Consider the following 26,999-nt stretch of genomic DNA (forward strand, 5'->3'; position numbering starts at 1 on the left):
CCGGGCGAAGATGGTTGCATTGCGGCATAGAGCAAAGTGCGGGAGTTGAACAGGCGGCAGGGGGTCGCTTGCGGGCTCTAGGCTGGCACTTTCGATTTCCACAGCGACCAGCCGAGGTTCATGCCGGCGGCGGCGACCAGGATGGCGGCGGCGCCGACGATCTGCGCCGGCTGCAGACGATGACCGAAAGCGACCACGTCGACGAGGATGGCGACGACGGGATAGATGAAGGACAGCGATCCCTGCAGATGCGTCGGCAGCTTCTGGATGGCGCCGTACATGAGGATGTACATCAGGCCGGTATGGACGATGCCGAGCGTCGCCAGCATGCCCCAGCTCCGCGCGTCGGCGGGAAGGTGGGTGAGATTGGCGAAGGGTGCCAGCATGACGACGCCGACACAGACCTGGATCAAGGCGATCAGGTGCGGCGGCGTGCCTTTGAGTTTCTTGGTGACGATAGCCGCAACGGCCCAGAAGAAAGCCGCGGCCAGCGCCATCGCAATGCCGGCAAAGTAATCCGTACCATGATCGCCTGCATCGGGCGCGGCCTGCACGATCAGCAGCATGCCGGCGAAGGCAATGCCGAGCCAGGTCAGCTTGGTCATCGTCAGCCGTTCAGAGAAGAAGAGCGCGCCAAAACCCACCAGCATGAAGGGCTGCGTGTTGTAGACAGCCGTGGCGATCGAGATCGAGGCACGCGAAAACGCGCTGAACAGCAGCAGCCAGTTGATAACGATGGCAGCACCGCCGAGAGCCGCGATGGCTACAATGCGAAGCGACAGCCTGCCGCGCAGCAGTCCCAGCGCCGCGCAGATAATCAGCAGCGTTACCGCCCCGAAAGCACAGCGCCAGAACACCACGTCCATGATGGGCTGGCCGGAAAGGACGACGAACCAGCCGATCGTGCCGAGGATCGCCATCGCCGCCGTCATTTCGATCGTGCCGCGTACCGTGTTGTCCATGGATGCTCCCGAACCTTTGTTGAGATTTTATAATCCCACAGCGGATCGGGTCTTTCCATGACTTGTAGCCGGTGATATGCAGGACGAGCCTCATTAAATTAGGTAAACATCGCTCTTTTCCTGGAATTGTAAAATGCTGGACGAGCTCGATAGAAAGCTCCTCGATATCCTGGTCAAAGATTCACGGACCTCGCTGAAGGAACTGGCGCTACAGGTCGGGTTGTCGTCGCCAAGCGTTTCGGAGCGGCTTCGACGGCTAGAGGATCGCGGCGTCATCCGCGCGTTCACCATCGACATCGATCCGCAGGCGCTCGGCTACGCCTTGCAGGCGATCGTTCGCGTCCGGCCATTGCCGGGCAAGCTGCACATCGTCCAGAAGCTGATCGAGGAAATCCCCGAATTCGGCGAATGCGACAAGGTGACGGGCGATGACTGCTTCGTTGCGCGGCTGTTCGTCCGCTCGATCGGCGAGCTCGATGGGATTCTCGACCGCATCGCCGACAAGGCCGAAACCAGCACCGCGATCATCAAGGCGCAGCCGATCCGGAGACGCCCGCCGCCGCTCGACATGCCAAACATGTGACGGGTTTCGGTGGCGTGGCCCACATATTTGCGGTCGCGGTCTGGCCATTTCTGGTCTATTCCAGAGATCACTTCCCTCCAGCCTCCTTTCCCTCATGTCAGGCCTGCTCGTCGATCCCTGGTTCTATGCCGCGGCCATTCCGGCCGTCATCCTCGTCGGCCTGTCGAAAGGCGGCTTCGGCGGCGCCGTCGGCTTTGTCGGCGTGCCATTGATGGCGCTGACGATGCCGCCGGTTCAGGCTGCCGCTATCCTTCTGCCAATTCTGTGCCTGATGGACATTGTCTCGGTGTGGACATGGTGGGGCATCTTCGACCGCAAGATGCTGGCCGACATGATGCCGGGCGCCGTGATCGGCATTGCCCTTGGCTGGCTGACGGCGGCCTTGGTCACCGAAGAGATGGTAAGGCTGATCGTCGGCGCGGTTGCCCTGATCTTCGTGCTGCGCTGGCTCTATTTGCAACTCCGCCACGGTGCCGGCCACGCGGCGGAGCCCAACCGCGTCGCCGCCGGCCTCTGGGGTACCGTTGCCGGGTTCACCAGCTTCGTCGCCCATGTCGGCGGCCCGCCTTTTCAGGTCTATGCGCTGCCGATCAGGCTCGATCCGAAGGTGCTGTCGGGCACCGCGGCGATCTTCTTCGCCGTCACCAATGCGCTGAAGCTCATCCCCTATTTCGCGCTCGGCCAGTTCGACACCACCAATTTGACCGCGTCGGCGGTGCTGATGCCGCTGGCGCCGCTGTCGACAATCGCCGGCGCCTGGCTGGTGCGGCGGATGCGGCCGGAGTTGTTCTATCCCTTCACCTATGCGACCGTGGCGGTCGTCGCGGTTAAGCTTCTGTGGGACGGCATCGCCGGCCTCCTGTAAGACGGCGGCCCCAGTCGGCCGCCGTCGGATTCCTTAAACCTCAGGCGGCACTCGGCAGCAGCGGCCGCGTCCTGCCAAGCGCCAGGGCAACGCCGGTTGCTAGCACGAACGCCATGCAGCCCAGAATGGTGATGTCGTGCAGCGTCGGCTTCAGCACCATGTCTGCGATGATCACCAGCATCACCGAATAGTCGAAGCGCGCGGCATTGAGGACGCGCTGGCCCTGGGCAAGCACTGCCGGCGTCACGCCATCCTTGGCGATCATGCCTGCCATGCGGTCGGCAGTCGGCTTGAAGACGAACATGCCGATGCAGAAGGTCGTCGCATAACCGGCAAGGCCGATCAGCACCCACAGATCGGAAAAGCCGACCCAGAAGCCGCACATGATGAGGCCGAAGAGCAATGTCAGCATCGACATCGGCGCGAAGAACCGGTTGCCGAGCTCGCCGGTGGCGCGCATCGCCTGCAGCATGCCTTCGACGTTTCCGGCACGGTCGGCGCGTACCGCAAGCAGCATCAGCGTGAAGCCGCCGCCGACCCAGAGGATCGCCGAGACGATGTGCAGAAATTTAACGACCGAGTACCAATCCATTGTTCGCTCCTTGAGAGATTTTCATGATTGCCGGAGCGCAAGGTTTGCTCCGCCTCGTTGCGAGGAGCGCGGCGTTTAGCGCGTCGCCTGTTTCGGAACGATGTCGCGGGCAGTGCCGCTTTGTTTCGGTATGTCGGTCACGATCTGGAAGAACCATGGCGCAAGCGGGTCGCCCCCGCTTCCAGCCAGTGGTGTGAACGCCGCCCTGGCCGGTCAGCTGTGCTGTTACGGCACAGATGCCGGGCCCTTGATCGAAAAATATGCGCTGCGTTAAGGCTTCGTTAAGCTTTACAGGCGTTTACTATGTCCATCCAGTGATCTGGATTCTTACCGAGTGGTTGGAGCCACTTTGTTTGACGCCTCCCTGTTAAACTCCTGAGAGCCGCCTTATCCGCGGCTCTTTTTTTGTGCGCCGGCATGGGCGTCTAGCGGCTAAATGCGGCCGTTAACCGTTTGTTAAACATGTGCTTGCCTTCGCTGGCAGCGAAGCGCATTTTCAAGCTTCAGTCGTTTAGGCTGCCGGATGTGGCAGACCAAGAGCCGAATCGGCCGGCTGTGAGGCAAGTGCAGGGGCGTGGCAATGAACGAGCCTTCGAAGGCTGGCGCGAAAACCATCAAGCTGGCGGAGCGCCGGGTTTTCTCCCAATCCTTCAAGCCGCTCTATCAGGAAGGCATGGGCCTGGTCGAGCAGGCGGCCGAGTATCTCGACGGCAAGGGCCGCGCCGAGGCCAAGAAGCTGTCGAGGCCGGCGGCGACGCTTTATGCGGCCGAATCGATGCGGCTGACCACCAGGCTGATGCAGGTCGCCTCGTGGCTGCTTTTGCAACGGGCGGCGAATTCCGGCGAGATGACCCGCGATCAGGTGGCCTCAGAAAAATCCAAGGTGCGTCTCGACACCGCCTCGGCGCATGAGGAGGCGCCCGGCTGGGCCGAATTGCCGAACGATTTCACCGACCTCGTCAACCGCTCGCTGCGCCTGCAGGCGCTGGTGCGCCGCATGGACGAGGAGATCTATGGCGGCCTCACCGAGGTGCCGCCGTCGAGCCGTCGCCTCAATCCGGTGTCCGACCAGATCACGCTGCTCAACACGGCTTTCGCCCGCGGCTGAGGGACCGTTTGATAATTCTACTCCGACGGACACCTAAGGCCGCCTCGGTTCTCGAAAATCACGCCATCTGCCTCGTCAGAGCGAATCTCAAACAGCCTGCGCGACGTAGCCACCCCTCGTTTCTGGTTTGTTCACATTTCGCTGGCATCGCTGTCTACCAGGGGTAAAGTTGGCGGATGGGGGAAGCGATTCGCATCATCGGCATCGATCCGGGGCTGAGGCGCACCGGTTGGGGCATCGTCGAAAGCCTCGGTAATTCGCTGCGCTTCGTCGCTTCCGGCACGGTGCGGTCCGACGACAAGGCCGCCCTGGCGATGCGTCTTTGCCAATTGCATGATGGGCTCGCCGAGGTCCTGCATGCCGCGATGCCGCACGAGGCGGCGGTCGAGCAAACTTTCGTCAACAAGGACGCCGCAGCGACGCTCAAACTCGGCCAGGCACGCGGCATCGCCATGCTGGTGCCGGCGCGTGCCGGCCTTGTCGTTGCCGAATACGCGCCAAACGCCGTCAAGAAGGCGGTGATCGGAGTCGGCCATGGCGACAAGAAGCAGATCCACATGATGGTCAAGGTGCTGATGCCGAAGGCGACTTTCGACAGCGACGACGCCGCCGATGCGCTGGCCATCGCCATCTGTCACGCACACCACCGGCAGAGCATCGCCTACAGGCTGGCGGCGCTGGTCGGATAAGTTTGTTCTTGACTTGTTCTCAGGCCGGCAATAAGTAATACCGACGAGGTATTACCATGCGCGTTACCACCAAGGGGCAAGTGACCATCCCGAAGGAGATCCGGGATCATCTGGGTATCGGCCCAGGTTCGGAGGTGGAGTTCGTTCCCACCGAGGACGGCGCTCGTGTTATGGCGGTCAACGAAAACATGTCGGAGGAGGAAGCCTCGCGCAGATTCAGCCAGATGCTCGGCCGTATGGCCGGTACGCTGGATTTGGGGGGCATGACGACGGACGAATATATGAAATGGCTGAGGGGCCCGCGTGAAGACCTCGACATTGATTGACACAAATGTCTTGGTCGACGTTTGGGGTCCTGCCGGACGGGAGAGAATGTGGTCTGCGTCGGCAATTACCGCATGCCGGCGCGACGGCGCGCTTGTCATCAACACAATCGTCTGGTCCGAGCTCGCGCCGCTGATTGCAACGGAGCAGGCCCTTCGCCAGGCAGCCGACATGCTCAAGATCGAGCGTGAATTCGTGCCGTGGGAAGCAGCCTTCCTTGCCGGTGTCATGCACTCGCGCTATCGCCGCGCCGGCGGCATTCGCGAACGAACCTTGCCGGATTTCTTTATCGGCGCCCATGCAGTTGTCGCCGGGCATCGCCTGCTGACGCGCGATGCTGCGCGCTATCGCAGCTACTTCCCGGACCTCGACATCATCTCTCCGGAAACCCACCCGGCATGATCGGCACGCTCAAATGATCGGCAAGCTAAAAGGCACGCTGGACGAGATCGACGAGGATTTCTGCATCGTCGACGTGCATGGCGTCGGCTACGTCGCCTATTGCTCGGCGCGTACGCTGGCGGCATTGCCGCAGCCGGGCGAGGCGGTGGTGCTGTTCATCGAGACCTATGTGCGCGAGGACATGCTGCGGCTCTATGGGTTCCAGTCGGTGCTGGAGCGCGAGTGGTTCCGGCTGTTGATGAACAATGTGCAAGGCGTCGGCGCTAAAGTGGCACTGGCCATCCTGTCGACGCTGGCGCCGGCCGATCTCGCCAATGCGATTGCGCTGCGCGATATCGCCATGGTCAGCCGTGCGCCCGGCGTCGGCAAGAAGGTCGCCGAGCGCATCGTCACCGAGTTGAAGAACAAGGCGCCGGCCTATGCAGGCACTGCCTCCGGCACCATCGGCCTGAAGCAGGAGCTCGGTGAGGGCGTTGCCTCGGCGCCGATCACCGACGCCGTCTCGGCGCTGGTCAATCTCGGCTATTCGCGCGACACCGCCGCCAATGCAGTCGCAGCGGCGCTGAAGGCGGCAGGTGAGGAGGCGGACGCATCGAAGCTGATCCGCTTCGGGCTGAAGGAGCTCGCACGGTGAGACGTTGCTGGAAAGTGAAATTCCAACTACTATGTGATCGGTAAGAATTTTCTCCAGGAGTAAGAATATGGGCGCATATGCCAGTCTGACCTCCAAGGGACAGCTCACGATTCCAAAGGACGTCCGCGACGCCTTGTCGCTCAAGACGGGCGATACGATCGCCTGGACGGTCATGGATGGTTACCTGATCGGAACGCCGCGCAACCTCGGATTTGCCGACCTCGCCGGATTCTTGGGAGATCCGCCTGGCGGTCCCGCTACGCTGGAGGAAATCGACGCCGCTGTGCGGGATGCAGTCGGCCGGCATGTTGTCGGGGATAGATCAAATGACGGACAAGAGGGTCCCGCTTGACGTCGATCGGCATCGATACCAACGTTCTGCTTCGCATGGTGCTCAATGATGATCCGGAGCAGCGGGCAAAGGCGCTTGCGTTCGGCAGCGGCCTTAGTGTGAAAATGCCCGGCTTCGTGAGTTTGATGGTGCTGGTCGAATTCAGCTGGTCGTTGGCTTCGCGCTACAGGCAGCCAAAGGAACAAGTATTGGCCGCAATCCAGAGGCTGCTCAAGATCAAGACGCTGGAGTTCGAAGACTTCGATGCCATCGTCATCGCGCTCGAGCGATCGAATTCAGTGCAGGTCGACTTTGCCGACGCGTTGATTGCGGAACACAATCGAAAATTAGGTTGCTCGCACACGGTCACCTTCGATCAGCGCGCTGCCAAGGCCATTCCCGGTATGGAACTGCTCGCATGAGCCTTTCGCCACGCCTAATTGCTCCCGACAGACGCGGCGAGGACGCCGAGCAGACCTTGCGGCCGCAGACGCTCGGCGACTTCGTCGGCCAGGCTGCGGTGCGGGCCAATCTCAAAGTCTTCATCGAGGCCGCCAAGGGCCGCAGCGAAGCGCTCGACCATGTGCTGTTCGTCGGCCCGCCCGGCCTCGGCAAGACGACGCTGGCGCAGATCATGGCGCGCGAGCTCGGCGTCAATTTCCGCTCGACCTCGGGTCCGGTCATCGCCAAGGCCGGCGATCTGGCGGCGTTGCTCACCAATCTCGAAGACCGCGACGTGCTGTTCATCGACGAGATCCACCGGCTCAACCCGGCGGTCGAGGAAATCCTCTATCCGGCGATGGAGGATTTCCAGCTCGACCTGATCATCGGCGAGGGGCCGGCGGCGCGCTCGGTCAAGATCGACCTGGCTCGCTTCACGCTAGTCGCCGCCACCACCCGGCTCGGCCTGTTGACCAACCCGCTGCGCGACCGTTTCGGCATTCCGGTCCGGCTCAATTTTTACTCGGTCGAGGAACTCGAGCAGATCGTGCGGCGCGGCGCCCGCATCCTTGCCATGCCGCTCGGCGACGACGGTGCCTTGGAGATCGCCCGGCGGGCGCGCGGCACGCCGCGCATCGCCGGGCGGCTGTTGCGCCGGGTGCGCGACTTCGCCAGCGTTGCCGGCGACGGTCATGTCGACCGCAAAGTCGCCGACGAGGCGCTGACGCGGCTGCAGGTCGACGGGCTCGGCCTCGACGCGCTCGACCGCCGTTATCTGTCGATGATCGCCCGGAATTTCGGCGGCGGGCCGGTCGGCATCGAGACCATCGCTGCCGGGCTTTCCGAGCCACGCGATGCCATCGAGGACATCATCGAACCCTTTCTGATCCAGCAAGGCTTCATCATGCGTACCCCGCGCGGCCGCGTGCTGGCGGCCAATGCCTGGCGGCATCTCGGCCTCGACGCGCCGAAGGACCTGGCGCAGCAGCAGATCAGCCTGTTCCAGGAAGAGCCCTAAGTTCCGCTACTTATGGCTTTGCTGCTGGCAGTTCCCCGGCCCAGCCCTCCAGGTCTTGATCATCGCCGGTCTATGCGCAAAACAGGTGGTGTCAAAACAGATGCTCGTCGGGACCAAAAGGACAGCGCAATGGACGATCATGGTGAATCGGCGTTGTCCGCCGGGCTTTCCGGAGCGCTGACGGAATTCGGCCATCGATTGATGGCGCGGGTCTATTATGCAGACACCGATTTTTCCGGCGTCGTCTACCACGCGCGCTATCTCGAATTCTTCGAGCGCGGCCGTTCCGACTATCTGCGGCTGGCCGGCGTCCACCACACCGAGCTTGCCGACGGCAGGCATGGCGAGAGAATAGTCTGGGTGGTGCGGCGCATGGAGATCGACTTCCGCGGTTCGGCCCGCATGGACGACATCCTGACCATCGATACGCGCACCGACGAGATTTCCGGCGCCCGCATCGTCATGGCGCAACAGTTGAAGCGCGGCAGCCAAGTGCTGGTCGAGGCGCGTGTCGAAGCGGCGATTGTCGGCGAGAACGGGCGGCCGCGGCGCTTTCCCAAGGACTGGATCGCAGCCTTCATGCCCAGAACGCGCAAATAAGGTCTCAGAGGCGGACGATCCGGAACTCCTGATCGAGGCGAGGATCGCCGGGCGGCTCGTCGGGGCGCGGCAATGCGCCGCGCTGTACGTCATAACCCATCCTTAACCATAACGGTCCATGAAGGGATTGGTTAAGATTGGGAGAATCCAAGCGCCTTCCTTTCACCAATATTTGCCCCGAAAAGGCCGCCAACGGTGCATTTGGGGTTATTCCGCAAGCTTAACGCGAACGGACCACAAGGGATGCCCATGGGCCAGCCGCCAGCCACGCCCGGAAAATCTTTAAGGACGTAACATGGAAAACATCGCTCTCGCCGACCCGGGCGCGCATTTATCGATTTGGGCCTTGTTCATGCAGGCCGGTTGGGTGGTCAAGCTGGTCATGATCGGCTTGCTCTGCGCCTCGATCTGGACCTGGGCGATCATCGTCGACAAGCTCGTCGCCTATGCCCGCATGCGGCTGGCGCTCAACCGCTTCGAGCAGGTGTTCTGGTCGGGACAATCGCTGGAAGAGCTTTACCGCACGCTCGCCGACCGCAAGACGACCGGCATGAGCGCGATCTTCGTCGCCGCCATGCGCGAATGGAAGAAAAGCTTCGAGAAGGGCGCGAAATCGCCGCTCGGCCTGCAGACCCGCATCGACAAGGCGATGGATCTGGCGTTGACCCGCGAAATGGAAAAGCTGGAAGGGCGGCTCGGGTTTCTCGCCACCACCGGCTCGGCGGCGCCCTTCATCGGCCTGTTCGGCACCGTGATCGGCATCATGACCTCGTTCCAGGCGATCGCCGCCTCGAAGAACACCAGCCTGTCGGTGGTCGCGCCCGGCATCGCCGAAGCGCTGCTGGCGACAGCCATCGGCCTGCTCGCCGCCATCCCGGCCGTCATCGCCTACAACAAGCTGTCGTCGGACGCGAGCAAGATCGCGGTGCGCATGGAAGGGTTTGCGGATGAGTTCTCCGCCATACTCTCGCGCCAAATCGATGAAAAAGTCGCGCAGAAGGCCTGAGGAACGATCATGGGAATGTCCGTAAGCGCAGGTGGCGGAGGACGCGGCGGGCGCGGCCACAGGCGGCGCGGCCGCCATCACGCCTTGATATCGGAGATCAACGTCACGCCGATGGTCGACGTGATGCTGGTGCTGCTGATCATCTTCATGGTCGCAGCACCCTTGCTGACGGTCGGCGTGCCGATCGACCTGCCGGATACGCAGGCCAAGGCGATGAACGCCGATACGCAGCCTATAACCGTGTCCATCAACCCGGCCGGTCAGATTTACCTCCAGGAAACCGAGATCCCTGTCGAGGAGCTGGTGGCGAAGCTGCAGGCGATCTCGAAGACGGGCTATGACGAGCGCATTTTCATCAGGGGTGACAAGGCGACGGATTACGGCACGGCCATGAAGGTGATGGCCCGCATCTCGGCTGCCGGCTACAAGAATATCGGCCTGGTTTCACTGCAGGAACAGGATCAGTAGACGCAAGATGAGGACCGGCCTCACCACATCGGTGATCTTGCATACGGTGGCGATTGCCTTCGGGCTGTTCACCTTGTCCTCGCCGCCCGCGATGCCTGCGTCCGATGCGGAATCGGTGTCGGTCGAGATCGTGCCGATGGAAGCGACGGCACAGGTCCTGCAAGGCGACAAGAAGTCTGTGATGCATGACAAGCCGGCGCCGCTGCCGACACAGCGTCCCGACATCGTTCCCGATGCCCAGAAAGTCGGCGATAACAGCGTCGATACCGACAAGCCGCCGACACCTGAGCCCAAGCCCCAGCCAGTCGACATGACGGCGGCTCCGCCACCCGCGCCGACGCCGGTCGAAAAGCCCAAACCCGAGGACGTGCCGAAGCCGAAGGAAGAGCCGAAGCCTATTCCCGCTACGGAGGTCGCGCCGGTGCCGCAGCCGAAGGAAGAGGTCAAGCCCGAGCCGGTCAAGCAGACCGAGCCCAAGCCGACGCCGGCCACGGAGCCGACGCCCACGCCACCGCAGGACAAGACCGCCGCGATCGATCCGCAGCCCGAGGTCAAGCCGGATGCCGTCGCCGAGGCGATTGCCAAGCAACCGCCGACCGAGGAGGCGCAGCTTCCGGACTCGGCGCCAGCACCCGAGGCTCGGCCGAAGCCGCAGCCGGCCCAGGCCGAAAGCGCCAAGGCGCCCGAGCGCAAGGATGCCGACAAGCCGGTCAAGGAAGCCTCGTCCAGGCCGAAATCTGAAGACAAGCAGTTCAACGCCGACGAGATTTCGGCTCTGCTCGACAAGCGGAAGCCGTCCGGCGGCGGCGCCAAGCGCTCGACCCAGCAAGCATCGCTCGGCGGCGACAAGGATCAGGGCCAGAAGCTTTCGAAATCGGAGCAGGGGGCATTGGAGGCCCAGCTTAGTAATTGCTGGACCCTGCCGGTAGGGCTCGAGGGTTCGGAGAATTTCGTGGCTGTGATCCAGTTCAACCTGGACGCCTCCGGCAAGCTGGATGGCCGGCCTACTGTCGAAAAATCGAGCGGAAACCGCCCGTTTGACGAAAGTGCAGTGCGCGCGGTTCAGAAATGCGACATGGCCGGCCTGCAGGTTCCGGCGGGCAAGCAAGACATCTGGTCCGACGTTCGGGTCACTTTTGACCCTAGGGAGATGCTCGGCCTTTAGGCCCGGCGCTCACAGAATCAGCGAAAGAAGCGAGAAGACATGAAATCCATCCTCAAGCCGCTCCTGACGATCGCAGCGATGGCGCTGGGTATGACCGTTGCCGTCACCCTGCCGGCGCGGGCGCTCGTTGAGCTCAACGTCAATAAGGGCAATGTCGAGCCGTTGCCGATCGCCATCACGGACTTCCAGGGCGGCGATGCGCTCGGCGCCGAGATTTCCGGCATCGTCAGTGCCGACCTGAAACGCTCCGGCCTGTTCGCGCCGATCGACAAAAGCGCTTTCATTGAAAAGATCTCGAGCCCGGATGCCACGCCGCGCTTCGAAGACTGGAAGGTGATCAATGCGCAGGCGCTGGTCACCGGCAGTGTCGGCAAGGAGGCTGACGGCCGCATTCGCGCCCAGTACCGGTTGTGGGACACGTTTGCCGGCCAGCAGATGTCGGGCGAGCAGTTCTTCGCCAACGACGCCAATACCAGGCGCGTCGCCCATATCATCGCCGATGCGATCTACGAGCGGCTGACCGGCGAGAAGGGCTATTTCGACACGCGCGTTGTCTTCATCGACGAGTCCGGTGCCAAGAATGCGCGCAAGAAGCGGCTTGCCATCATGGACCAGGACGGGGCCAACGTCCGCTATCTCTCGAACGGCAAATCGATCGTGCTGACGCCGCGCTTCTCGCCGAACCGGCAGGAAATCACCTACATGTCCTATGAAAGCGGTCAGCCGCGGGTGTACCTGCTGCAGATCGAGACGGGGCAGCGCGAGCTGGTCGGCAATTTCCCCGGCATGACGTTTGCGCCGCGCTTTTCGCCCGACGGCCAGAAGGTGATCATGAGCCTGCTGCGCGATGACGGCAATTCCAACATCTTCGCCATGGACCTGAGAAGCCGCTCGACGACCAGGCTTACCAACTCGACCGCCATCGACACCTCACCGTCCTACTCGCCTGACGGCAGCAAGGTGGTGTTCACCTCGGATCGCGGCGGCCGCGCGCAGATCTATGTGATGGGCGCCGACGGCTCGGGCCAGACCCGCATCTCGTTCGGCGACGGCGTCTATTCGACGCCGGTATGGTCGCCGCGCGGCGATCTCATCGCCTTCACCAAGCAGACCGGCGGCGAATTCCAGATCGGCGTCATGCGCACCGACGGTTCGGGTGAGCGCATCCTGTCTACCGGCTTTCAGCAGGAAGGGCCGACCTGGGCACCCAACGGCCGGGTGCTGATGTTCTTCCGTGATTCCAATGGCGGACCAAAACTTGTTTCGGTCGATCTCACCGGCCGCAACGAACAGCCGATCCCGACGGCGAACTTCGCCTCGGATCCGGCCTGGTCGCCGCTGCTGGAATAGGCGGGAAGAGGAATTGAGGAATTGAAGAACTGACGAACTGACGAGTTGAAGAACTGAAGAGTTGAAGAACTGAAGAATGGAGAAGGCAGAGGTCACATCGAGCACGCGAGGGATTTAGAAGTCTATAAGCGTGCCTATGCGGTTTCCCTTGGGGTACACAGAGCCACGCTTGCCTTTCCGAAAATGGAGCAATACGCGCTCGCCGATCAACTACGTCGTTCCAGCAAGGCGATCTGCGCCAATTTGGCCGAAGGCTTTGCCAAACAGACCCACTCCAAGCCCGAATTCGCACGGTTCACTTCGATGGCCATAGGATCGTGCAGTGAAGTGGAGACCTGGATTTCGTATGCGTTCGACCTCGAGTACATCACACAGGCGCAACGCGACGATTGGTTGCAATCCTATGCCCGCGTCTATGGAATGCTGGTCAATCTCAGAGAGAAGCTGAGGTGATCTCTTCCTCAATTCCTCAATTCCTCAACTCCTCAATTCCCTCTTTTCATGTTTTGGCCGCATTTCCGCCTACGGTCCGCGCTCATTGTCGCCCTTGAGTAGCCCTCGGCAGAACGGTTGCGGACGGCAGCCGAAACCAAATTTTAACCGTGTTTCTTGAGCGTCGGTTAACCCAAACGTGGTTACTGGACGATCAATGAAATCACTCGAATTGCGAAGGAGAGGCGGCATGGGCCGTATCGCAGCACTTACCACAAACCCGGTCATGATCGCGCTCGTCGCGATGCTCGCGATCACCGGTTGCGCCTCGAAGAAGACGCCGAACAGCGCCGCCGATCTCGGCCTCAACGGCGCCGGCGCGGCAACGCCCGGGTCGGCCCAGGACTTTACCGTCAATATCGGCGACCGCATCTTCTTCGATACCGATTCTTCCTCGATCCGCGCCGATGCGCAGACGACGCTGTCGCGCCAGGCGCAGTGGCTGAACCAGTACAAGCAGTATGCCATCGTCATCGAAGGCCATGCCGACGAGCGCGGCACGCGCGAATACAATCTGGCGCTCGGCGCCCGCCGTGCTGCCGCCACCCGCGACTTCCTGGTCGCCAAGGGTGTTTCGGCGCAGCGCCTGAAGACCATTTCCTACGGCAAGGAGCGTCCGGTCGCGGTTTGCGACGACATCTCCTGCTGGTCGCAGAACCGCCGCGCCGTGACCACCCTGAGCGGCGCCGGCTCCTGATCGGCAAAAATGCAACACTTAGTGCGAAAGGCGGCCGCAGGGCCGCCTTTTTCGTATCTGCTCGCTCCAAACAAAATTTGGCCGAAGTCTCACGTCCTGTTAAGAGCCGAGAGCGTCTGGCCAGTCCCCAGTTGGCTGGTCTACTTCGAGTGAGAGGCGCGCAACAATGGTTTCACGGCGAGAGGCACATGCATTTCAGATCGGTCTTGAGCGGCACGCTTGCGCTGCTGCTCGTATCAAGTATCGCGGCACTTGCTGACGGTATCGGGGCAAACGCCACCGAGCAGTCATCGGAAAGCGGTTTTTCCTTCCATCTGCCGACGATCAAACTGCCCGCCATTTTCGGCGAAAGGAAAAAGCCGGATCAGGTTCAATTCGCACAACAGGATGGCACCGGCACTCCGGCGCTGGAGGAACAGCTCCGGCAGATGAACGGCAAGATCGAGGAACTCAATTTCCAGGTTCTGCAGATGCAGGAGCAGATCCGCAAGCAGCAGGAAGACAACGAATTCCGTTTCCAGCAGTTGGAAGGCGGTCCGCAAGGCGCGCAGCAGCCGGCCGGACAGAAGAAGTCCGAGGCCGCGCCCAGCAGCGACGGTAACGTGGCGGAGGTCCCGGCAACGCAGGCTCCGGCCGACGCGGGCAAGGCAGCAGACGGCGGCAAAAGCGTCGAAGACGTCATCATCGAATCGCCCAACGGCGATCCCGGCAAGCTGATCCCCGGCGCGCCGCCTAAGACGTTCGGCACCATCACCGTCGACAAAAACGGCAATGTCGTCGAAGCCGATGGCAATGCGCAGGCGAACGCGCCGTCGCAGAATACGGCCCCAGCCAACGGCGCCAGCGCGGCCGGCAACAAGGCCGGTAAATCCGACGACACGGTGGTCGCGGCACTCCCATCGACCAACGACCCGGAGGAGCTTTACCGCAACTCTTACCAGTTCATCCTGTCGGGCGACTACAGCACCGCCGAACAGGGTTTCCGCGATCACATCGCCCGTTTTCCCCGGGACGCCAAAGCGGCGGATGCGCATTACTGGCTTGGTGAATCGCTGCTCGGCCAGCAGAAATACCGCGATGCGGCCGAGATTTTCCTCGCTGCCAGCAAGGACTATCCCAAGGCCAAGAAGGCGCCCGACATGCTGCTGAAGCTCGGCGTTTCACTGGTCGGGCTGAAGCAGCGCGACGTGGCCTGTGCCACTTTCAGCGAGATCGGCAAGCGCTACCCTGATATTTCCGGCGCGCTCAAGGAGCGGGTCAAGCAGGAAAGGGCACTCGCGGCGTGCTAGTTTTTCCGTTGCGTGTCGCTGCCGCAAAACCGGGCCCACGCTTGGGCGACATGCATGACGCTCGACACCGGGCCTGACCTTTCGGATTTTTCGCGGATCGACTTTTCCAACGGCGCTGTTGCGGCCGTGTCCGGCGGCAGCGACTCGACCGCCCTCCTCCTCCTCCTCAAAGCCCATCTCGACCGTAACGCCCCGGCAACGAAATTGCTGGCGGTGACGATCGATCACCAATTGCGGCCGCAAGCGGCAGCGGAAGCGCAAGCCGTGGCCAGGCTGTGCGCGGCGCGCGGCATTGCCCATCGCATCCTCGCCTGGTCGGGGCACAAACCATCGACCGGCCTGCCCGCCGCCGCGCGCGAAGCCCGATACCGGCTGCTCGCCGAGGCCGCCGACGCGGAAGACATCGGCCTGATCCTGACCGGCCACACCGCCGACGACCAGGCCGAGACGGTGCTGATGCGGCAAGCACGTGACGACGGGCCAGGTGAGGAGAGGCCGCGCGACGAAGGGCGGGGCCTTGCCGGCATGGCGCCGGCAACCCTCTACGAGTGGCGGCACTGGATCGTGCGGCCACTGCTCGGCGTAAGGCGTGGGGCACTGCGCGAATTCCTGCGGCGTGAACAGGTTGCCTGGATCGAAGATCCGACCAATGCCGACACCGCTTTCGAGCGGCCGCGCGTCCGCGCAGCACTTGCCGAACGCGATAGTGCGCCTCGCGTGGCCGAAGCGATAGCGTTGGCCAGAAAGGTGGCGGCCGAGCGTGAGCAATTGGGACGCCGCGCGGCCATGCTGATCCGCAGCTTGGCCTCCAGGCCAGCCGCCGGCCTCGTCCGCCTCGACCGGGATTTTGCGACTGAAAGCGACAGCGGGGCGGCTATTTATGCGCTGCGCATTCTGCTGGCGGCGACCGGCGGCACAGCCTTCCTTCCCGACCAGGCCCGCAGCGGAGCCCTTTTCGGCCGGCTCCGCACCGGGGCGCTTTGTGCCACATTGTCGCGGACCGTGATCGATGCCCGGCGTACCGGTATCTTTTTGCATCGCGAATTGCGCGATCTGCCGCCCGCTGTCGAGGTTTCCGACAATGCCCTTTGGGACGGCCGCAGACGGATCACATTGGGCGACAGTTCAAGTGCATTGTTGATCGCGCCGCTGTTGGTAGCCCCGCTCGGGGCGGCTCTTGCCGCAAAGCGGGCAATTGCCGGGCATGGCACGCCGGCAAGCCTTGTACGCGCAGCCCTGGCCACCGAGCCGGCGTTATGGCGGGATGGCGAATGCCTTGGTCTGCCTGGGGAAGGCCCGGGTTTGCCCGGGGAAAGCCCGATGCCGGCGGCTGTCGCCGCATATCCGGCAGTCGCGCCCTTCGCCCGTTTCCTGCCGTCCTTCGATCTGGCGCCGGCCGATGCCGTCGCCGCCTTGCTTGGCGCGGCGCCGGTTCCAGCCTCGCCATTCGGCGGCCACAGTGCCGGCCTACCACGGGCGAAAGCTTAACCGAGACCTGCTGTTATGCTTGGCAAGGGGAGACGCTCTCCCTATGTTAGGGCCAAGTTTCCTCTCACGACGCGTGTCCGCCCAGCGGCGCCAACGGGACAATTGATGAATCCGAATTATCGCAACCTCGCGCTCTGGGCGATCATAGCGGTCCTGCTCATCGCTCTCTTCAATCTTTTCCAGACGCCGCAGACGCGTGGGGCCTCGAGCGATGTCCCCTATTCGCAGTTCCTGCAGGAAGTCGGGGCGGGACGGATCAAGTCGGTGACCATCGCCGGCGCCCGTATCTCCGGCAATTACACGGACAGCTCCAACGGCTTCCAGACCTATTCGCCTGGGGACCCATCACTGGTTTCGCGTCTGCAGGACAAGAACGTCACCATCAATGCGCGTCCTGAATCCGACGGCTCCAATTCGCTGTTCGGCACCCTGATCTCCTGGCTGCCGATGATCCTCATCCTCGGCGTCTGGATATTCTTCATGCGCCAGATGCAGTCCGGTTCCGGCCGTGCCATGGGCTTCGGCAAGTCGAAGGCCAAGCTTTTGACCGAAGCGCATGGCCGCGTCACCTTTCAGGACGTCGCCGGCGTGGACGAAGCCAAGCAGGATCTGGAAGAGATCGTCGAGTTCCTGCGCGACCCGCAGAAATTCCAGCGGCTCGGCGGCAAGATCCCGCGCGGCGTGCTGCTCGTCGGTCCTCCCGGAACCGGCAAGACGCTGCTCGCCCGCTCGGTCGCCGGTGAAGCCAACGTGCCGTTCTTCACCATTTCGGGCTCGGACTTTGTCGAGATGTTCGTCGGCGTCGGCGCAAGCCGCGTCCGCGACATGTTCGACCAGGCCAAGAAGAATGCGCCTTGCATCATCTTCATCGACGAAATCGACGCGGTCGGCCGCCATCGCGGTGCCGGCCTCGGCGGCGGCAATGACGAACGCGAGCAGACGCTGAACCAGCTGCTGGTCGAGATGGATGGCTTCGAATCCAACGAAAGCATCATCCTGATCGCCGCCACCAACCGGCCCGACGTGCTCGATCCGGCGCTGCTCAGGCCGGGCCGCTTCGATCGCCAGGTGGTGGTGCCGAACCCCGACATCGTCGGCCGCGAGAAGATCCTGAAGGTGCATGTGCGCAACGTGCCGCTGGCGCCCAATGTCGACCTCAAGGTGATCGCGCGCGGCACGCCGGGCTTTTCCGGCGCCGACCTGATGAACCTGGTCAACGAGTCCGCCCTGATGGCGGCGCGGCGCAACAAGCGCCTCGTCACCATGGCCGAATTCGAGGACGCCAAGGACAAGATCATGATGGGCGCCGAGCGCCGCTCGTCGGCGATGACGCAGGCCGAGAAGGAGCTGACCGCCTATCACGAGGCCGGCCACGCCATCCTGGCGCTCAACGTGCCGTCGGCCGATCCGTTGCACAAGGCGACCATCATTCCGCGCGGCCGGGCACTCGGCATGGTCATGCAGCTGCCGGAAGGCGACCGCTATTCGATGAGCTACAAATACATGATCTCGCGCCTCGCCATCATGATGGGCGGCCGTGTCGCCGAGGAGTTCAAGTTCGGCAAGGAGAACATCACCTCGGGCGCCTCCTCCGATATCGAGCAGGCGACCAAGCTGGCGCGCGCCATGGTGACGCGCTGGGGCTTCTCCGACAAGCTCGGCCATGTCGCCTACGGCGACAACCAGGAGGAGGTGTTCCTCGGCCATTCGGTGGCGCGCACGCAGAACATCTCGGAAGAGACGGCGCAGATCATCGACGCCGAAGTGCGCCGGCTGATCGACGAGGCCTATTCGACGGCAAGGTCAATCCTGACTAAGAAAAAGAAGGAATGGATCGCGCTGGCGCAAGGCCTGCTCGAATACGAGACGCTGTCGGGCGAGGAGATCAAGCAGCTGATCGCCGGCAATAAGCCCGCACGCGACCTCGGCGACGACACGCCGCCGAGCCGTGGCTCGGCCGTACCAAAGTCCGGCCGCCGCAAGAAGGGTCCCGAGCCCGAAGGTGGCATGGAACCCCAGCCGTCAAGCTAGGCCCCGGCCCAGGACAGATCGACTTCGAAACGCCGCGGGCTCCAACCGCGGCGTTTCCTTTTGATGTTCGCGAGGCGCAAAAGCTGCCGGTCTCCCTACTTGGGGGCAGGGCTATCGCAGGTGGAAAGCCGAGGCTTTCGCCCTACGATGAGGGAGACTTGGCGCCGACCCTGGGCAAATTGCCTGCCGTTCGGCGCAAGGGCTCAACGGCGCCGACGACCCGCCCTCCGAGGCGGGTTTTTGCTTCCGGCGGCGGACAGAGGGAGCGAAGGAACGCGACCTGACAGTTGGTCCGACCTCGGAAGGCCCTCTCACTTGTTCGGCAATAACAAAAAAGCCCGCGAACCTTGCGGCTCGCGGGTTCCTATCGTCGGATGATGATGGCGCCGGTCAGCTCTTCAGCTTGGCGTTGCAGAGGCTGTAGAAGCCGCCGCCCTTCTGGATCCACCTGAGGCCGCCCAGCGTGTTGGCGTCCTTGTTCGCGTAATAGAGGTCGAGGCAGGTGTGCATGCGGCCCTTGGCCGGGGTCTCGGTTGCATACTTCTTGGAGATCGCCGTCGGGAATTTCACGCCCTGGGGGGCGGTGATGGTCGGCGGCTGCGGATCGCCGGTATACTTGGCATCGGGAGCCGGCAGGGTGTCGTCGTCGGCTGCGCCGGCGCCGCATTGGCTCTTGCGGAAGTCGTTCCACTTCATGCCGTTCAGCGTGTTGCCGGCCTTGGCAGCCTGATATTTGGCGCTGCAATCCGCCATACTGAGGCCTTTGCCGGAATCGGTCGCGGCGGCTGTCGCCGCCTCGGCAGGTGCCGCGGCAGGCTGTGCCGCTGCAGTTGCGCCGGCGGCGCATTCACTCTTGCGGAAGTCGTTCCATTTCATGCCGTTGAGCGTGCCGGCAGCCTTGGCGGCCTGGTATTTGGTGCTGCATTCCTTGGCCGTCAGGCCCGGCGCAGCGTCGTCGGCGGCTGCCGCAGCCTTGGTCGTGGCGGCGGGTTGTGCGGCTGCCGTCGCGTCGGCGGCGCACTGTGTCTTGCGGAAATCGTTCCACTTCATGCCGTTCAGCGTGCCGGCGGCTTTTGCCGCCTGGTACTTGGTGCTGCACTCCTTCGCCGTCAGGCCCGGGGCCGCATCGTCGCCGGCGGCTGCCTTGGTGGTGTCAGTGGCCTTGGCCGGGGCGGTGTCGGTCGTAGCGGCGGTGGCATCGGTGCCGCATTGCGCCTTGCGGAACTGGTTCCAGTTCTGCCCGCCAAGCGTTCCCGCATCCTTCGCCGCGTTATACTTGGTGCTGCACTCGGCCATGGTCAGCGCATTGGCAGGCGCCGCCAGGAACAAGGTCGCGACGGCAAGACCCGTCAAAGTGGCAAGTCGGTGGATGAGCATGCGTTTTCTCCCTGTGGCAGTTCATGATATGTCCCAGTGCAGCAATAGCGCTCAACGGCTGGTTGCGCCAGATGCTAAGTAGCGTAGAGACAAATTTAGAGGTGCATTCTTTTCTTTAAGGTGATGAATTCGTTGCCGGGACCGTCTCCCAGCCAAATTCGTCCGGGTGCATTGCACGGAGAGCGCGCATATGGCTGGTTCCCAGCGAGGCCACTGCGTCACATGACGGACAGTCAAATCGGCGGGTGCGGAGGACCTGAGCCTGCCGCTGTCTGGAGCCGCACGATGCGGACTCGGGTTCAAGGCCACACTGCCACAGACCAAAGGATCCAGATGAGTTTGAGTTGACGTTTCTGATGCTGCTGCCGCAACAAGGGCTCGGAACTTGAAAATCAACACACTAGCGTGACGCAAAACACACAAAACAACAATTTTCTAAGGATTGGTCGTCCATAATCATACAATGTGATGACGGGGCTTGGGCCATTTTATGGCATGAGATGCTCGGAAAGAACCATCGGGAAGCTGGCGAACATGGCAGGACATTATTTCGGTACGGACGGCATTCGTGGGCGAGCCAACAAGTTTCCAATGACGGCGGAGGTCGCCATGCGGGTCGGCATGGCCGCCGGCCTCTCGTTCCAGCGCGGCAGCCACCGCCACCGCGTCGTGCTCGGCAAGGATACCAGGCTTTCCGGCTACATGATCGAGAACGCGATGGTATCCGGCCTGTGCGCCGCCGGCATGGATGTCTTCCTGCTCGGCCCTATCCCGACGCCCGCTGTTGCCATGCTGGTGCGCTCGCTGCGCGCCGATATCGGGGTGATGATTTCTGCCTCGCACAACCCCTATTACGACAACGGCATCAAGCTGTTCGGCCCCGATGGCTACAAGCTGTCCGATGAGATCGAGGAGCGTATCGAGGGGATGCTCGACAAGGATATCGAATTGGCGCTCGCTGATTCCGATGGGCTCGGCCGCGCCAAACGCGTGGACGGCGTGCATGACCGCTATATCGAATTCGCCAAGCGCACGCTGCCGCGCTCGATGTCGCTGTCGGGCCTGCGCATCGTCGTCGATTGTGCCAATGGCGCCGCCTACAAGGTGGCGCCCGACGCGCTATGGGAACTCGGCGCCGAGGTCGTTGCCATCAATGTCGAGCCCAACGGCTTCAACATCAACAAGGAATGCGGCTCGACTCATCCAGCCGGCTTGCAAAAGAAGGTGCACGAAGTGCGCGCCGATATCGGCATTGCGCTCGACGGCGATGCCGACCGCGTCGTCATCGTCGACGAGAACGGCGCGATCGTCGATGGCGACCAGATCATGGCGCTGATTGCCGAGTCCTGGCACCAGAGCGGGCGGCTGGCCGGCGGCGGTGTCGTCTCGACGGTAATGTCCAATCTCGGCCTCGAACGCTTCCTCGGCGACATGAACCTGCAGTTGCATCGCACCAAGGTCGGCGACCGCTATGTCGTCGAGCACATGCGTGCCCATGGGCTCAATGTCGGCGGCGAACAGTCGGGTCACATCGTGCTGTCCGACTTTTCGACCACCGGCGACGGCCTTGTCTCGGCGCTGCAGGTGCTCGCCTGCATCAAGCGGCAGAACCGGCCGGTGAGCGAACTGTCGAAGAAGTTCGAGCCGGTGCCGCAGCTGTTGAAGAATGTGCATATTTCCGGCGGCAAGCCGCTCGAGGAGGCGCCGGTCAAGGCAGCGATCGAAGATGCGCGCAATCGCCTCGGCAAGGCCGGGCGCCTGGTCATCCGGCCATCCGGCACGGAGCCGCTCATCCGCGTCATGGCGGAAGGCGACGACCCACAACTTGTCGAGTCCGTCGTCAACGACATCGTCGAGGTCATTTCGGAAACGCGCAGCGCCGCCTGATCTCCCTCCAACATCGGTTCAAAGCCCGCCTTGCCGGCGGGCTTTTTATTGAGTCGCCAATTCCGCCTGCAGCAACGGCCGCCAGATTGCTCGACTTTTGGAGATTCGTGGTTAATCAATACGGTTAAACGCCTTTTAACCTTTCCGATTCATTATCCACAACTGAGGTCAATCACGTTTCGGGCGCGTTCGCCGTTCGAGGGTTCTCAGGAGTGATAAGCATGTTCAACACAGCAAGAATGGCCCTCCTGGCCGCGCTGTTTGCCGGCGCCGGGCCGGCATTCGCCGCCGATTTCGTCGAGCCGCCCGTAGTCGAGGAGGCGCCACCACCGGTTGCCTACGAGCAGCCGGCCGAATTCGGCGGCTGGTATATCCGTGGCGACATCGACTATCACTGGTCGAAGTTTCGTGGCGGCGACTACATCACCTACGGTGTAGCGCCCCAGAATCCCGGCAAGTTCGATACAGGCAAGCTGGACGGCGCCTTCTCGGCCGGCGGCGGTGTTGGTTACCAGATCGACGAGCATTTCCGCACCGATCTCACCTTGGACTGGATGAGCAAGTCCAAATTCCGCGGCTCGACCAACGGCTTCTGCGGCCCGCAGCAAACGCCTTGCACGTCCGTCGATACCTCGTCCTATTCGGCGCTGCTGCTCTTGGCCAACGCCTATGTCGACATCGGCACCTGGCATGGGATCACGCCTTATGTCGGCGCCGGCATCGGCGGTGCCTGGGTCAAGTGGGATGAACTGCACAACGTGGACAGCGACGGTTCATTTGATCATAGCGGTGGCAAGGGCTGGCGTTTTGCCTATGCTGCCATGGCGGGCGCATCCTACTGCCTGACCGATCGCGTCAAACTCGATGTCGGCTACCGCTTCAGCCACATCAATGGCGGTAAGATGTTCGACTATGCCTCCCTCCCCAATGTCGGCCCAGGCTATGACAAAGGCATCAACGTGCACGAAGTGCGTGGCGGCCTGCGCTACCAGTTCGGCAGGTCGGACTGCGCGCCGCCGGAGCCCTACGTTCCAGAACCCGAGCCCGTCTACACCAAGTAGTTGTTTCTGAAATCCAGGAATTCGTCGACCGCCCGGCTGATGCCGGGCGGTTTCGTTTTGGCTGCCTAAGATGCTGCGGCGCTCGGGAACACCGCCCAACTTGAGAAGCGAAAGCGGATCAAATCAATTGCTAACGCCTTGTTATCCTTAACCCGCACTTAACCCCTATGGTTAACAATGCTGTCTGAAACGGCGCGCGATTGCGAATGCGCCAAGTTCGGGAGCCGAGGACCATGACATCCAAATCGCCTGTAGCACTGGCGCTAGCAGCAGTCGTCGTGTTGCCGCTGACGCCGGCGCTTGGTGCCGATTACGAACCGCCGGTCTATGTCGACCAGGCGCCCGATTATGTACCGGTCGAGGTTGGCTCGGGATGGTATCTGCGCGGCGATGTCTCCTATCTGGTGCAGAAGAGCTTCAGGGATGAGGATTTCGCCTTCACGCCCGCGAGCTTCGACGAAAAGGAAGATCCCATCTTCGCCAGCATTGGCTTCGGCTACCATTTCAACGACTATTTGCGCGCCGATCTCAATGCCGGCTATCTGCCCGGCAACAAGATCGAGGTCGGCTATAACAACGGAACGACCGTGGCATCGGCGACCCTGAAGAACTATGCCTTCTCAGGCATACTCAATGGCTATGTCGACCTTGGCACCTATGTCGGAATCACGCCTTATCTCGGCGCTGGTGTCGGTATCCTCCAGAGCAAGCGCCGCCTGTCGGCGAGCTACTTCACCGCCAACGCCGACCCCACCGACGATTTCGTCCTGCGTGACAACAAGACCCAATACTCCTTCGCCTACACGCTGAATGCCGGCCTTGCCTACCAAGTGTCCAAGAATGTCTCAGTCGATGTGGGGTATCAGTATTTCTCCGCACCCGACGCCGAATATGTGACGGCCGAAAGCCTGACTTCTTATCCGATCCGCAAAGGGATCAATAATCACCAGGTCAAAGTCGGACTGCGATACGACCTCTGGTAGGCTCGATCGAAGCTGAGGCGTGAACAATGGCGGGTCTTTGGCCCGCCGTTTGCGTTGTGGCACTTTTTTTCCAAAGGCAGCCGGTATCCCGACAGCGACAAAAACTTTCCCCTTGACGCCGAAAGCCTGAACGCATATCGCCGTCCGTGGGCCACCCCTCCCCAACGAGGGGCCACTATCTGGAAGGATAGACCACGATGACGACGCATACGAAGCCCGAATTCCGTCCGGCAAATCCCAATTTTTCCTCAGGTCCCTGTGCAAAACGCCCCGGCTGGTCGGTCGAGGCGCTCAAAAATGCCGCGCTCGGGCGCTCGCACCGTGCCAAGATCGGCAAGACCAAGCTTGAACAAGCGATCGAGCTGACGCGGGAAATCCTCCAGGTTCCGGCGGATTACCGCATCGGCATCGTGCCGGCATCGGATACCGGCGCGGTCGAGATGGCGCTGTGGTCGCTGCTGGGCGAGCGCGGCGTCGACATGGTCGCCTGGGAGAGTTTTGGTTCCGGCTGGGTCACCGACGTCGTCAAGCAATTGAAGCTCGCCGACGCGCGCAAGATCGAAGCCGGCTATGGCGCGCTGCCCGACCTGACGAAAATCGATTTCGATCGCGACGTGGTCTTCACCTGGAACGGCACGACTTCGGGCGTGCGCGTGCCGAACGGCGATTTCATTCCGGCCGACCGCCGCGGCCTGACCATCTGCGACGCCACTTCGGCCGCGTTTGCGCAAAGGCTCGATTTCGAGAAACTCGACGTCGTCACCTTCTCCTGGCAGAAGGTGCTGGGGGGTGAGGGCGCGCATGGCATGCTGATCCTCAGCCCGCGCGCCGTCGAGCGCCTGGAAAGCTACAAGCCGGCCTGGCCGCTGCCGAAGATCTTCCGGCTCACTTCGGGCGGCAAGCTGATCGAAGGCATCTTCAAGGGCGAGACCATCAACACGCCGTCAATGCTGTGCGTGGAGGACTATCGCGACGCGCTGCGTTGGGCGCAGTCGATCGGCGGCCTCGACGCGCTGGTCACCAGAGCGGATGCCAATGCCGCTGTTCTGGATCGCTTTGTCGGAAAATCTTCCTGGCTCGGCCATCTTGCCGTCAACCCGGCGACGCGCTCGAACACATCGGTCTGCCTTTCCTTCACCGATCCGGATGTCGCTGCACTCAACGCCGATGGACAGGCTGCGTTCGCCAAGGCAATCGTCTCGGCGCTCGACAAGGAAGGCGTCGCCTACGACATCGGCGCCTATCGCGATGCACCGCCCGGCCTGCGCATCTGGTGCGGCGCGACAGTCGAGACCTCCGATCTCGAAGCGCTGCTGCCCTGGCTCGACTGGGCTTTTGCCGCACAAAAGGCGTCGCTGAAGGCAGCCGCCTGACTCCCTCTCCCTCGAGGGAGGGTGGCCCAAAGGGGCGGGTGGGGTCGCCTCCAACCGCTCACCGATCCGCGATCCAGAAAGAAAAAGATTTGGCCGCATCCGGCCGCAATGACCCCACCCCGGCGCTTCGCGCCGACCCTCCCCTCAAGGGGGAGGGACGCCAATCGCAAAGGACCAAGCCAATGCCCCGCGTTCTCGTCTCAGACAAACTTTCCACCACCGCCGTGCAGATCTTCAGGGATCGCGGCATCGAGGTCGACTATTTGCCGGATCTCGGCAAGGACAAGGAAAAACTGCTCGAAGTGATCGGCCAGTATGATGGGCTGGCCATCCGCTCGGCGACAAAGGTCACGGAGAAGCTGATCAACGCCGCGACCAGGCTGAAGGTCGTGGGCCGCGCCGGCATCGGCGTCGACAATGTCGACATCCCGGCGGCGAGCCGCAAGGGTATCATCGTGATGAACACGCCTTTCGGCAATTCGATCACCACCGCCGAGCATGCCGTCGCCATGATCTTCGCACTGGCCCGCCAGATACCGGAGGCCAACGCCTCGACCCATGCCGGCAAATGGGAAAAGAACCGCTTCATGGGCGTCGAGATCACCGGCAAGACGCTCGGCATCATCGGTTGCGGCAATATCGGCTCGATCGTCGCTACGCGCGGCGTCGGCCTGAAGATGCACGTCGTCGCCTTCGATCCGTTCCTGTCGGACAGCCGCGCCGAGGAACTCGGTGTCGAAAAGGTCGAGCTCGACGAGCTGTTCGCCCGTGCCGACTTCATCACGCTGCACACACCGCTTACCGACAAGACGCGCAACATCATCGACGCCGCGGCGATCGCAAAGATGAAGACCGGCGTGCGTATCATCAACTGCGCGCGTGGCGGGCTGATCGTCGAGGCCGACCTGATCGCGGCCTTGAAGAGCGGCAAGGTGGCCGGCGCCGGCATCGACGTGTTCGAGGTCGAACCGGCGGAGAACAACGCGCTGTTCGGCATGGAGAATGTGGTGGCGACGCCGCATCTCGGTGCCTCGACGATGGAGGCGCAGGAGAACGTCGCGCTACAGGTCGCCGAGCAGATGTCGGACTATCTGATCAAGGGCGCCGTTTCCAATGCCATCAACATGCCGTCGATCACCGCCGAGGAAGCGCCGCGGCTGAAACCTTTCGTCAAGCTCGCCGAAGTGCTCGGCGCCTTTGTCGGACAGGTCACCGAGGATCCGATCAAGGAGGTCGAGATCCTGTTCGACGGCTCGACCGCGACGATGAATACGCGGGCGCTGATCAGCGCTACTCTTGCCGGGCTGATCCGGCCGCAGGTCGCCGACGTCAACATGGTGTCGGCGCCGATCATGGTGAAGGAGCGCGGCATCATCGTCGCCGAGGTCAAGCGCGACAAGTCGGGCGTGTTCGACGGCTATATCAAGCTAACGGTCAAGACCGAGCACAGGACGCGCTCGATCGCCGGCACCTGTTTTTCGGACGGCAAGCCGCGCTTCATCCAGATCAAGGGCATCAATCTCGACGCCGAGGTCGGTCAGCACATGCTCTACACGACCAATGCCGACGCGCCCGGCATCATCGGCCTGCTCGGCACGGTGTGCGGCGAGAACGGCGTCAACATCGCCAATTTCCAGCTCGGCCGCAACCGGCCGGGCGGCGATGCCATTGCGTTGCTCTATCTCGATGCGCCGTTCCCGGAAGACGTGTTGGCGCAGGTGCGCTCGCACAAATCGATCGACTCGGCCAAGCGGCTGCATTTCGACGTCGGCGCGGCCTGAAA

General features: G+C 62.5%; 28 protein-coding genes. 25 read left to right on the forward strand and 3 right to left on the reverse strand.

The annotated features are described in order from the left end of the window. Positions 1-77 precede the first annotated feature (77 nt). Positions 78-962, reverse strand: coding sequence for a DMT family transporter (locus tag NKI63_RS08380; RefSeq protein WP_352504941.1), 885 nt, complete (start codon positions 960-962; stop codon positions 78-80). Positions 963-1,095: 133 nt separating this feature from the next. Between NKI63_RS08380 and NKI63_RS08385 the strand changes: the two genes are divergently transcribed. Both NKI63_RS08385 and NKI63_RS08390 read left to right on the forward strand, forming a co-directional pair. Next, positions 1,096-1,545, forward strand: a complete 450-nt coding sequence (locus NKI63_RS08385; RefSeq protein WP_352504942.1) for an Lrp/AsnC family transcriptional regulator — start codon at positions 1,096-1,098, stop codon at positions 1,543-1,545. Positions 1,546-1,639: 94 nt separating this feature from the next. Then, positions 1,640-2,410: a sulfite exporter TauE/SafE family protein gene (locus NKI63_RS08390; RefSeq protein ID WP_352504943.1), complete on the forward strand. Its 771-nt coding sequence runs from the start codon at positions 1,640-1,642 to the stop codon at positions 2,408-2,410. A gap of 40 nt (positions 2,411-2,450) precedes the next feature. Here the strand turns inward: NKI63_RS08390 and NKI63_RS08395 are convergent, their stop codons facing one another. Next, the gene (locus tag NKI63_RS08395) at positions 2,451-3,002 is read right to left on the reverse strand and encodes a DUF2269 family protein (protein ID WP_352476095.1); all 552 of its coding nucleotides are present in this window, start codon (positions 3,000-3,002) and stop codon (positions 2,451-2,453) included. Positions 3,003-3,582: 580 nt separating this feature from the next. Here NKI63_RS08395 and rcdA point away from each other — a divergent pair. The 18 genes from rcdA to ftsH all read left to right on the forward strand — a co-directional run bounded on the left by rcdA (position 3,583) and on the right by ftsH (position 18,535). Then, the gene (gene rcdA / locus NKI63_RS08400; protein WP_352504944.1) at positions 3,583-4,110 is read left to right on the forward strand and encodes a protease adaptor protein RcdA; all 528 of its coding nucleotides are present in this window, start codon (positions 3,583-3,585) and stop codon (positions 4,108-4,110) included. Between the two features lie 176 nt (positions 4,111-4,286). Then, positions 4,287-4,799, forward strand: coding sequence for a crossover junction endodeoxyribonuclease RuvC (ruvC, locus tag NKI63_RS08405; protein ID WP_254816459.1), 513 nt, complete (start codon positions 4,287-4,289; stop codon positions 4,797-4,799). Between the two features lie 56 nt (positions 4,800-4,855). After that, positions 4,856-5,125 (forward strand): AbrB/MazE/SpoVT family DNA-binding domain-containing protein, encoded by a 270-nt coding sequence (locus NKI63_RS08410; RefSeq protein WP_352504945.1) that lies wholly within the window; start codon positions 4,856-4,858, stop codon positions 5,123-5,125. Continuing rightward, entirely contained in the window at positions 5,103-5,525 is a 423-nt protein-coding gene (locus tag NKI63_RS08415) for a type II toxin-antitoxin system VapC family toxin (RefSeq protein ID WP_352504946.1), read from the forward strand. Before NKI63_RS08410 ends, NKI63_RS08415 begins: the two co-directional genes overlap by 23 nt. A 13-nt stretch (positions 5,526-5,538) precedes the next feature. Further along, entirely contained in the window at positions 5,539-6,159 is a 621-nt protein-coding gene (ruvA, locus tag NKI63_RS08420) for a Holliday junction branch migration protein RuvA (protein WP_352504947.1), read from the forward strand. 67 nt (positions 6,160-6,226) lie between these two features. Continuing rightward, positions 6,227-6,511, forward strand: coding sequence for an AbrB/MazE/SpoVT family DNA-binding domain-containing protein (locus tag NKI63_RS08425; RefSeq protein WP_352476100.1), 285 nt, complete (start codon positions 6,227-6,229; stop codon positions 6,509-6,511). Beyond that, positions 6,508-6,912 carry a type II toxin-antitoxin system VapC family toxin gene (locus NKI63_RS08430; RefSeq protein WP_352687200.1) on the forward strand — a complete coding sequence of 135 codons (405 nt, stop codon included), beginning with the start codon at positions 6,508-6,510 and terminating at the stop codon, positions 6,910-6,912. Before NKI63_RS08425 ends, NKI63_RS08430 begins: the two co-directional genes overlap by 4 nt. After that, positions 6,909-7,949 (forward strand): Holliday junction branch migration DNA helicase RuvB, encoded by a 1,041-nt coding sequence (gene ruvB, locus NKI63_RS08435; RefSeq protein WP_352504949.1) that lies wholly within the window; start codon positions 6,909-6,911, stop codon positions 7,947-7,949. Before NKI63_RS08430 ends, ruvB begins: the two co-directional genes overlap by 4 nt. A gap of 129 nt (positions 7,950-8,078) precedes the next feature. Continuing rightward, positions 8,079-8,549: a tol-pal system-associated acyl-CoA thioesterase gene (gene ybgC, locus NKI63_RS08440; protein WP_352504950.1), complete on the forward strand. Its 471-nt coding sequence runs from the start codon at positions 8,079-8,081 to the stop codon at positions 8,547-8,549. 295 nt (positions 8,550-8,844) lie between these two features. Continuing rightward, positions 8,845-9,555 carry a protein TolQ gene (tolQ, locus tag NKI63_RS08445; protein WP_352489260.1) on the forward strand — a complete coding sequence of 237 codons (711 nt, stop codon included), beginning with the start codon at positions 8,845-8,847 and terminating at the stop codon, positions 9,553-9,555. Between the two features lie 9 nt (positions 9,556-9,564). Beyond that, positions 9,565-10,023 carry a protein TolR gene (gene tolR / locus NKI63_RS08450; RefSeq protein ID WP_352504951.1) on the forward strand — a complete coding sequence of 153 codons (459 nt, stop codon included), beginning with the start codon at positions 9,565-9,567 and terminating at the stop codon, positions 10,021-10,023. 7 nt (positions 10,024-10,030) lie between these two features. Then, a complete protein-coding gene (gene tolA / locus NKI63_RS08455) occupies positions 10,031-11,188 on the forward strand; it encodes a cell envelope integrity protein TolA (RefSeq protein ID WP_352687204.1) in 1,158 nt (385 codons plus the stop codon). Positions 11,189-11,266: 78 nt separating this feature from the next. Further along, positions 11,267-12,538 carry a Tol-Pal system beta propeller repeat protein TolB gene (gene tolB / locus NKI63_RS08460; RefSeq protein ID WP_502896067.1) on the forward strand — a complete coding sequence of 424 codons (1,272 nt, stop codon included), beginning with the start codon at positions 11,267-11,269 and terminating at the stop codon, positions 12,536-12,538. A 96-nt stretch (positions 12,539-12,634) separates the two neighbouring features. Continuing rightward, positions 12,635-12,991, forward strand: coding sequence for a four helix bundle protein (locus NKI63_RS08465; protein ID WP_352505151.1), 357 nt, complete (start codon positions 12,635-12,637; stop codon positions 12,989-12,991). 229 nt (positions 12,992-13,220) lie between these two features. After that, on the forward strand, positions 13,221-13,727 hold the full coding sequence (gene pal, locus NKI63_RS08470; protein WP_352504953.1) for a peptidoglycan-associated lipoprotein Pal: 507 nt from the start codon (positions 13,221-13,223) through the stop codon (positions 13,725-13,727). Between the two features lie 188 nt (positions 13,728-13,915). Next, positions 13,916-15,016 (forward strand): tol-pal system protein YbgF, encoded by a 1,101-nt coding sequence (gene ybgF / locus NKI63_RS08475; protein WP_352504954.1) that lies wholly within the window; start codon positions 13,916-13,918, stop codon positions 15,014-15,016. A gap of 54 nt (positions 15,017-15,070) precedes the next feature. Next, positions 15,071-16,504, forward strand: a complete 1,434-nt coding sequence (tilS, locus tag NKI63_RS08480) for a tRNA lysidine(34) synthetase TilS (protein WP_352821062.1) — start codon at positions 15,071-15,073, stop codon at positions 16,502-16,504. 105 nt (positions 16,505-16,609) lie between these two features. Next, a complete protein-coding gene (ftsH, locus tag NKI63_RS08485; protein ID WP_352504956.1) occupies positions 16,610-18,535 on the forward strand; it encodes an ATP-dependent zinc metalloprotease FtsH in 1,926 nt (641 codons plus the stop codon). Positions 18,536-18,925: 390 nt separating this feature from the next. On the opposite strand, the gene NKI63_RS08490 is transcribed toward ftsH, so the two are convergent. Then, positions 18,926-19,912 carry a hypothetical protein gene (locus NKI63_RS08490; protein ID WP_352504957.1) on the reverse strand — a complete coding sequence of 329 codons (987 nt, stop codon included), beginning with the start codon at positions 19,910-19,912 and terminating at the stop codon, positions 18,926-18,928. Between the two features lie 534 nt (positions 19,913-20,446). Here NKI63_RS08490 and glmM point away from each other — a divergent pair. The 5 genes from glmM (at position 20,447) to serA (ending at position 26,997) form a co-directional block, all read left to right on the forward strand. Further along, positions 20,447-21,799, forward strand: a complete 1,353-nt coding sequence (gene glmM / locus NKI63_RS08495; RefSeq protein WP_292664754.1) for a phosphoglucosamine mutase — start codon at positions 20,447-20,449, stop codon at positions 21,797-21,799. Positions 21,800-22,020: 221 nt separating this feature from the next. Next, positions 22,021-22,860, forward strand: a complete 840-nt coding sequence (locus NKI63_RS08500; protein WP_352504958.1) for an outer membrane protein — start codon at positions 22,021-22,023, stop codon at positions 22,858-22,860. A gap of 233 nt (positions 22,861-23,093) precedes the next feature. Beyond that, positions 23,094-23,843, forward strand: coding sequence for an outer membrane protein (locus NKI63_RS08505; protein WP_352504959.1), 750 nt, complete (start codon positions 23,094-23,096; stop codon positions 23,841-23,843). Between the two features lie 197 nt (positions 23,844-24,040). Continuing rightward, positions 24,041-25,216 carry a phosphoserine transaminase gene (locus NKI63_RS08510; protein ID WP_352504960.1) on the forward strand — a complete coding sequence of 392 codons (1,176 nt, stop codon included), beginning with the start codon at positions 24,041-24,043 and terminating at the stop codon, positions 25,214-25,216. Positions 25,217-25,398: 182 nt separating this feature from the next. Then, positions 25,399-26,997 (forward strand): phosphoglycerate dehydrogenase, encoded by a 1,599-nt coding sequence (gene serA, locus NKI63_RS08515; protein ID WP_352476115.1) that lies wholly within the window; start codon positions 25,399-25,401, stop codon positions 26,995-26,997. Positions 26,998-26,999: the final 2 nt, after the last annotated feature.

The sequence above is a fragment of the Mesorhizobium sp. M0410 genome, assembly GCF_040321435.1.
In the GTDB taxonomy this organism is placed as follows: domain Bacteria; phylum Pseudomonadota; class Alphaproteobacteria; order Rhizobiales; family Rhizobiaceae; genus Mesorhizobium.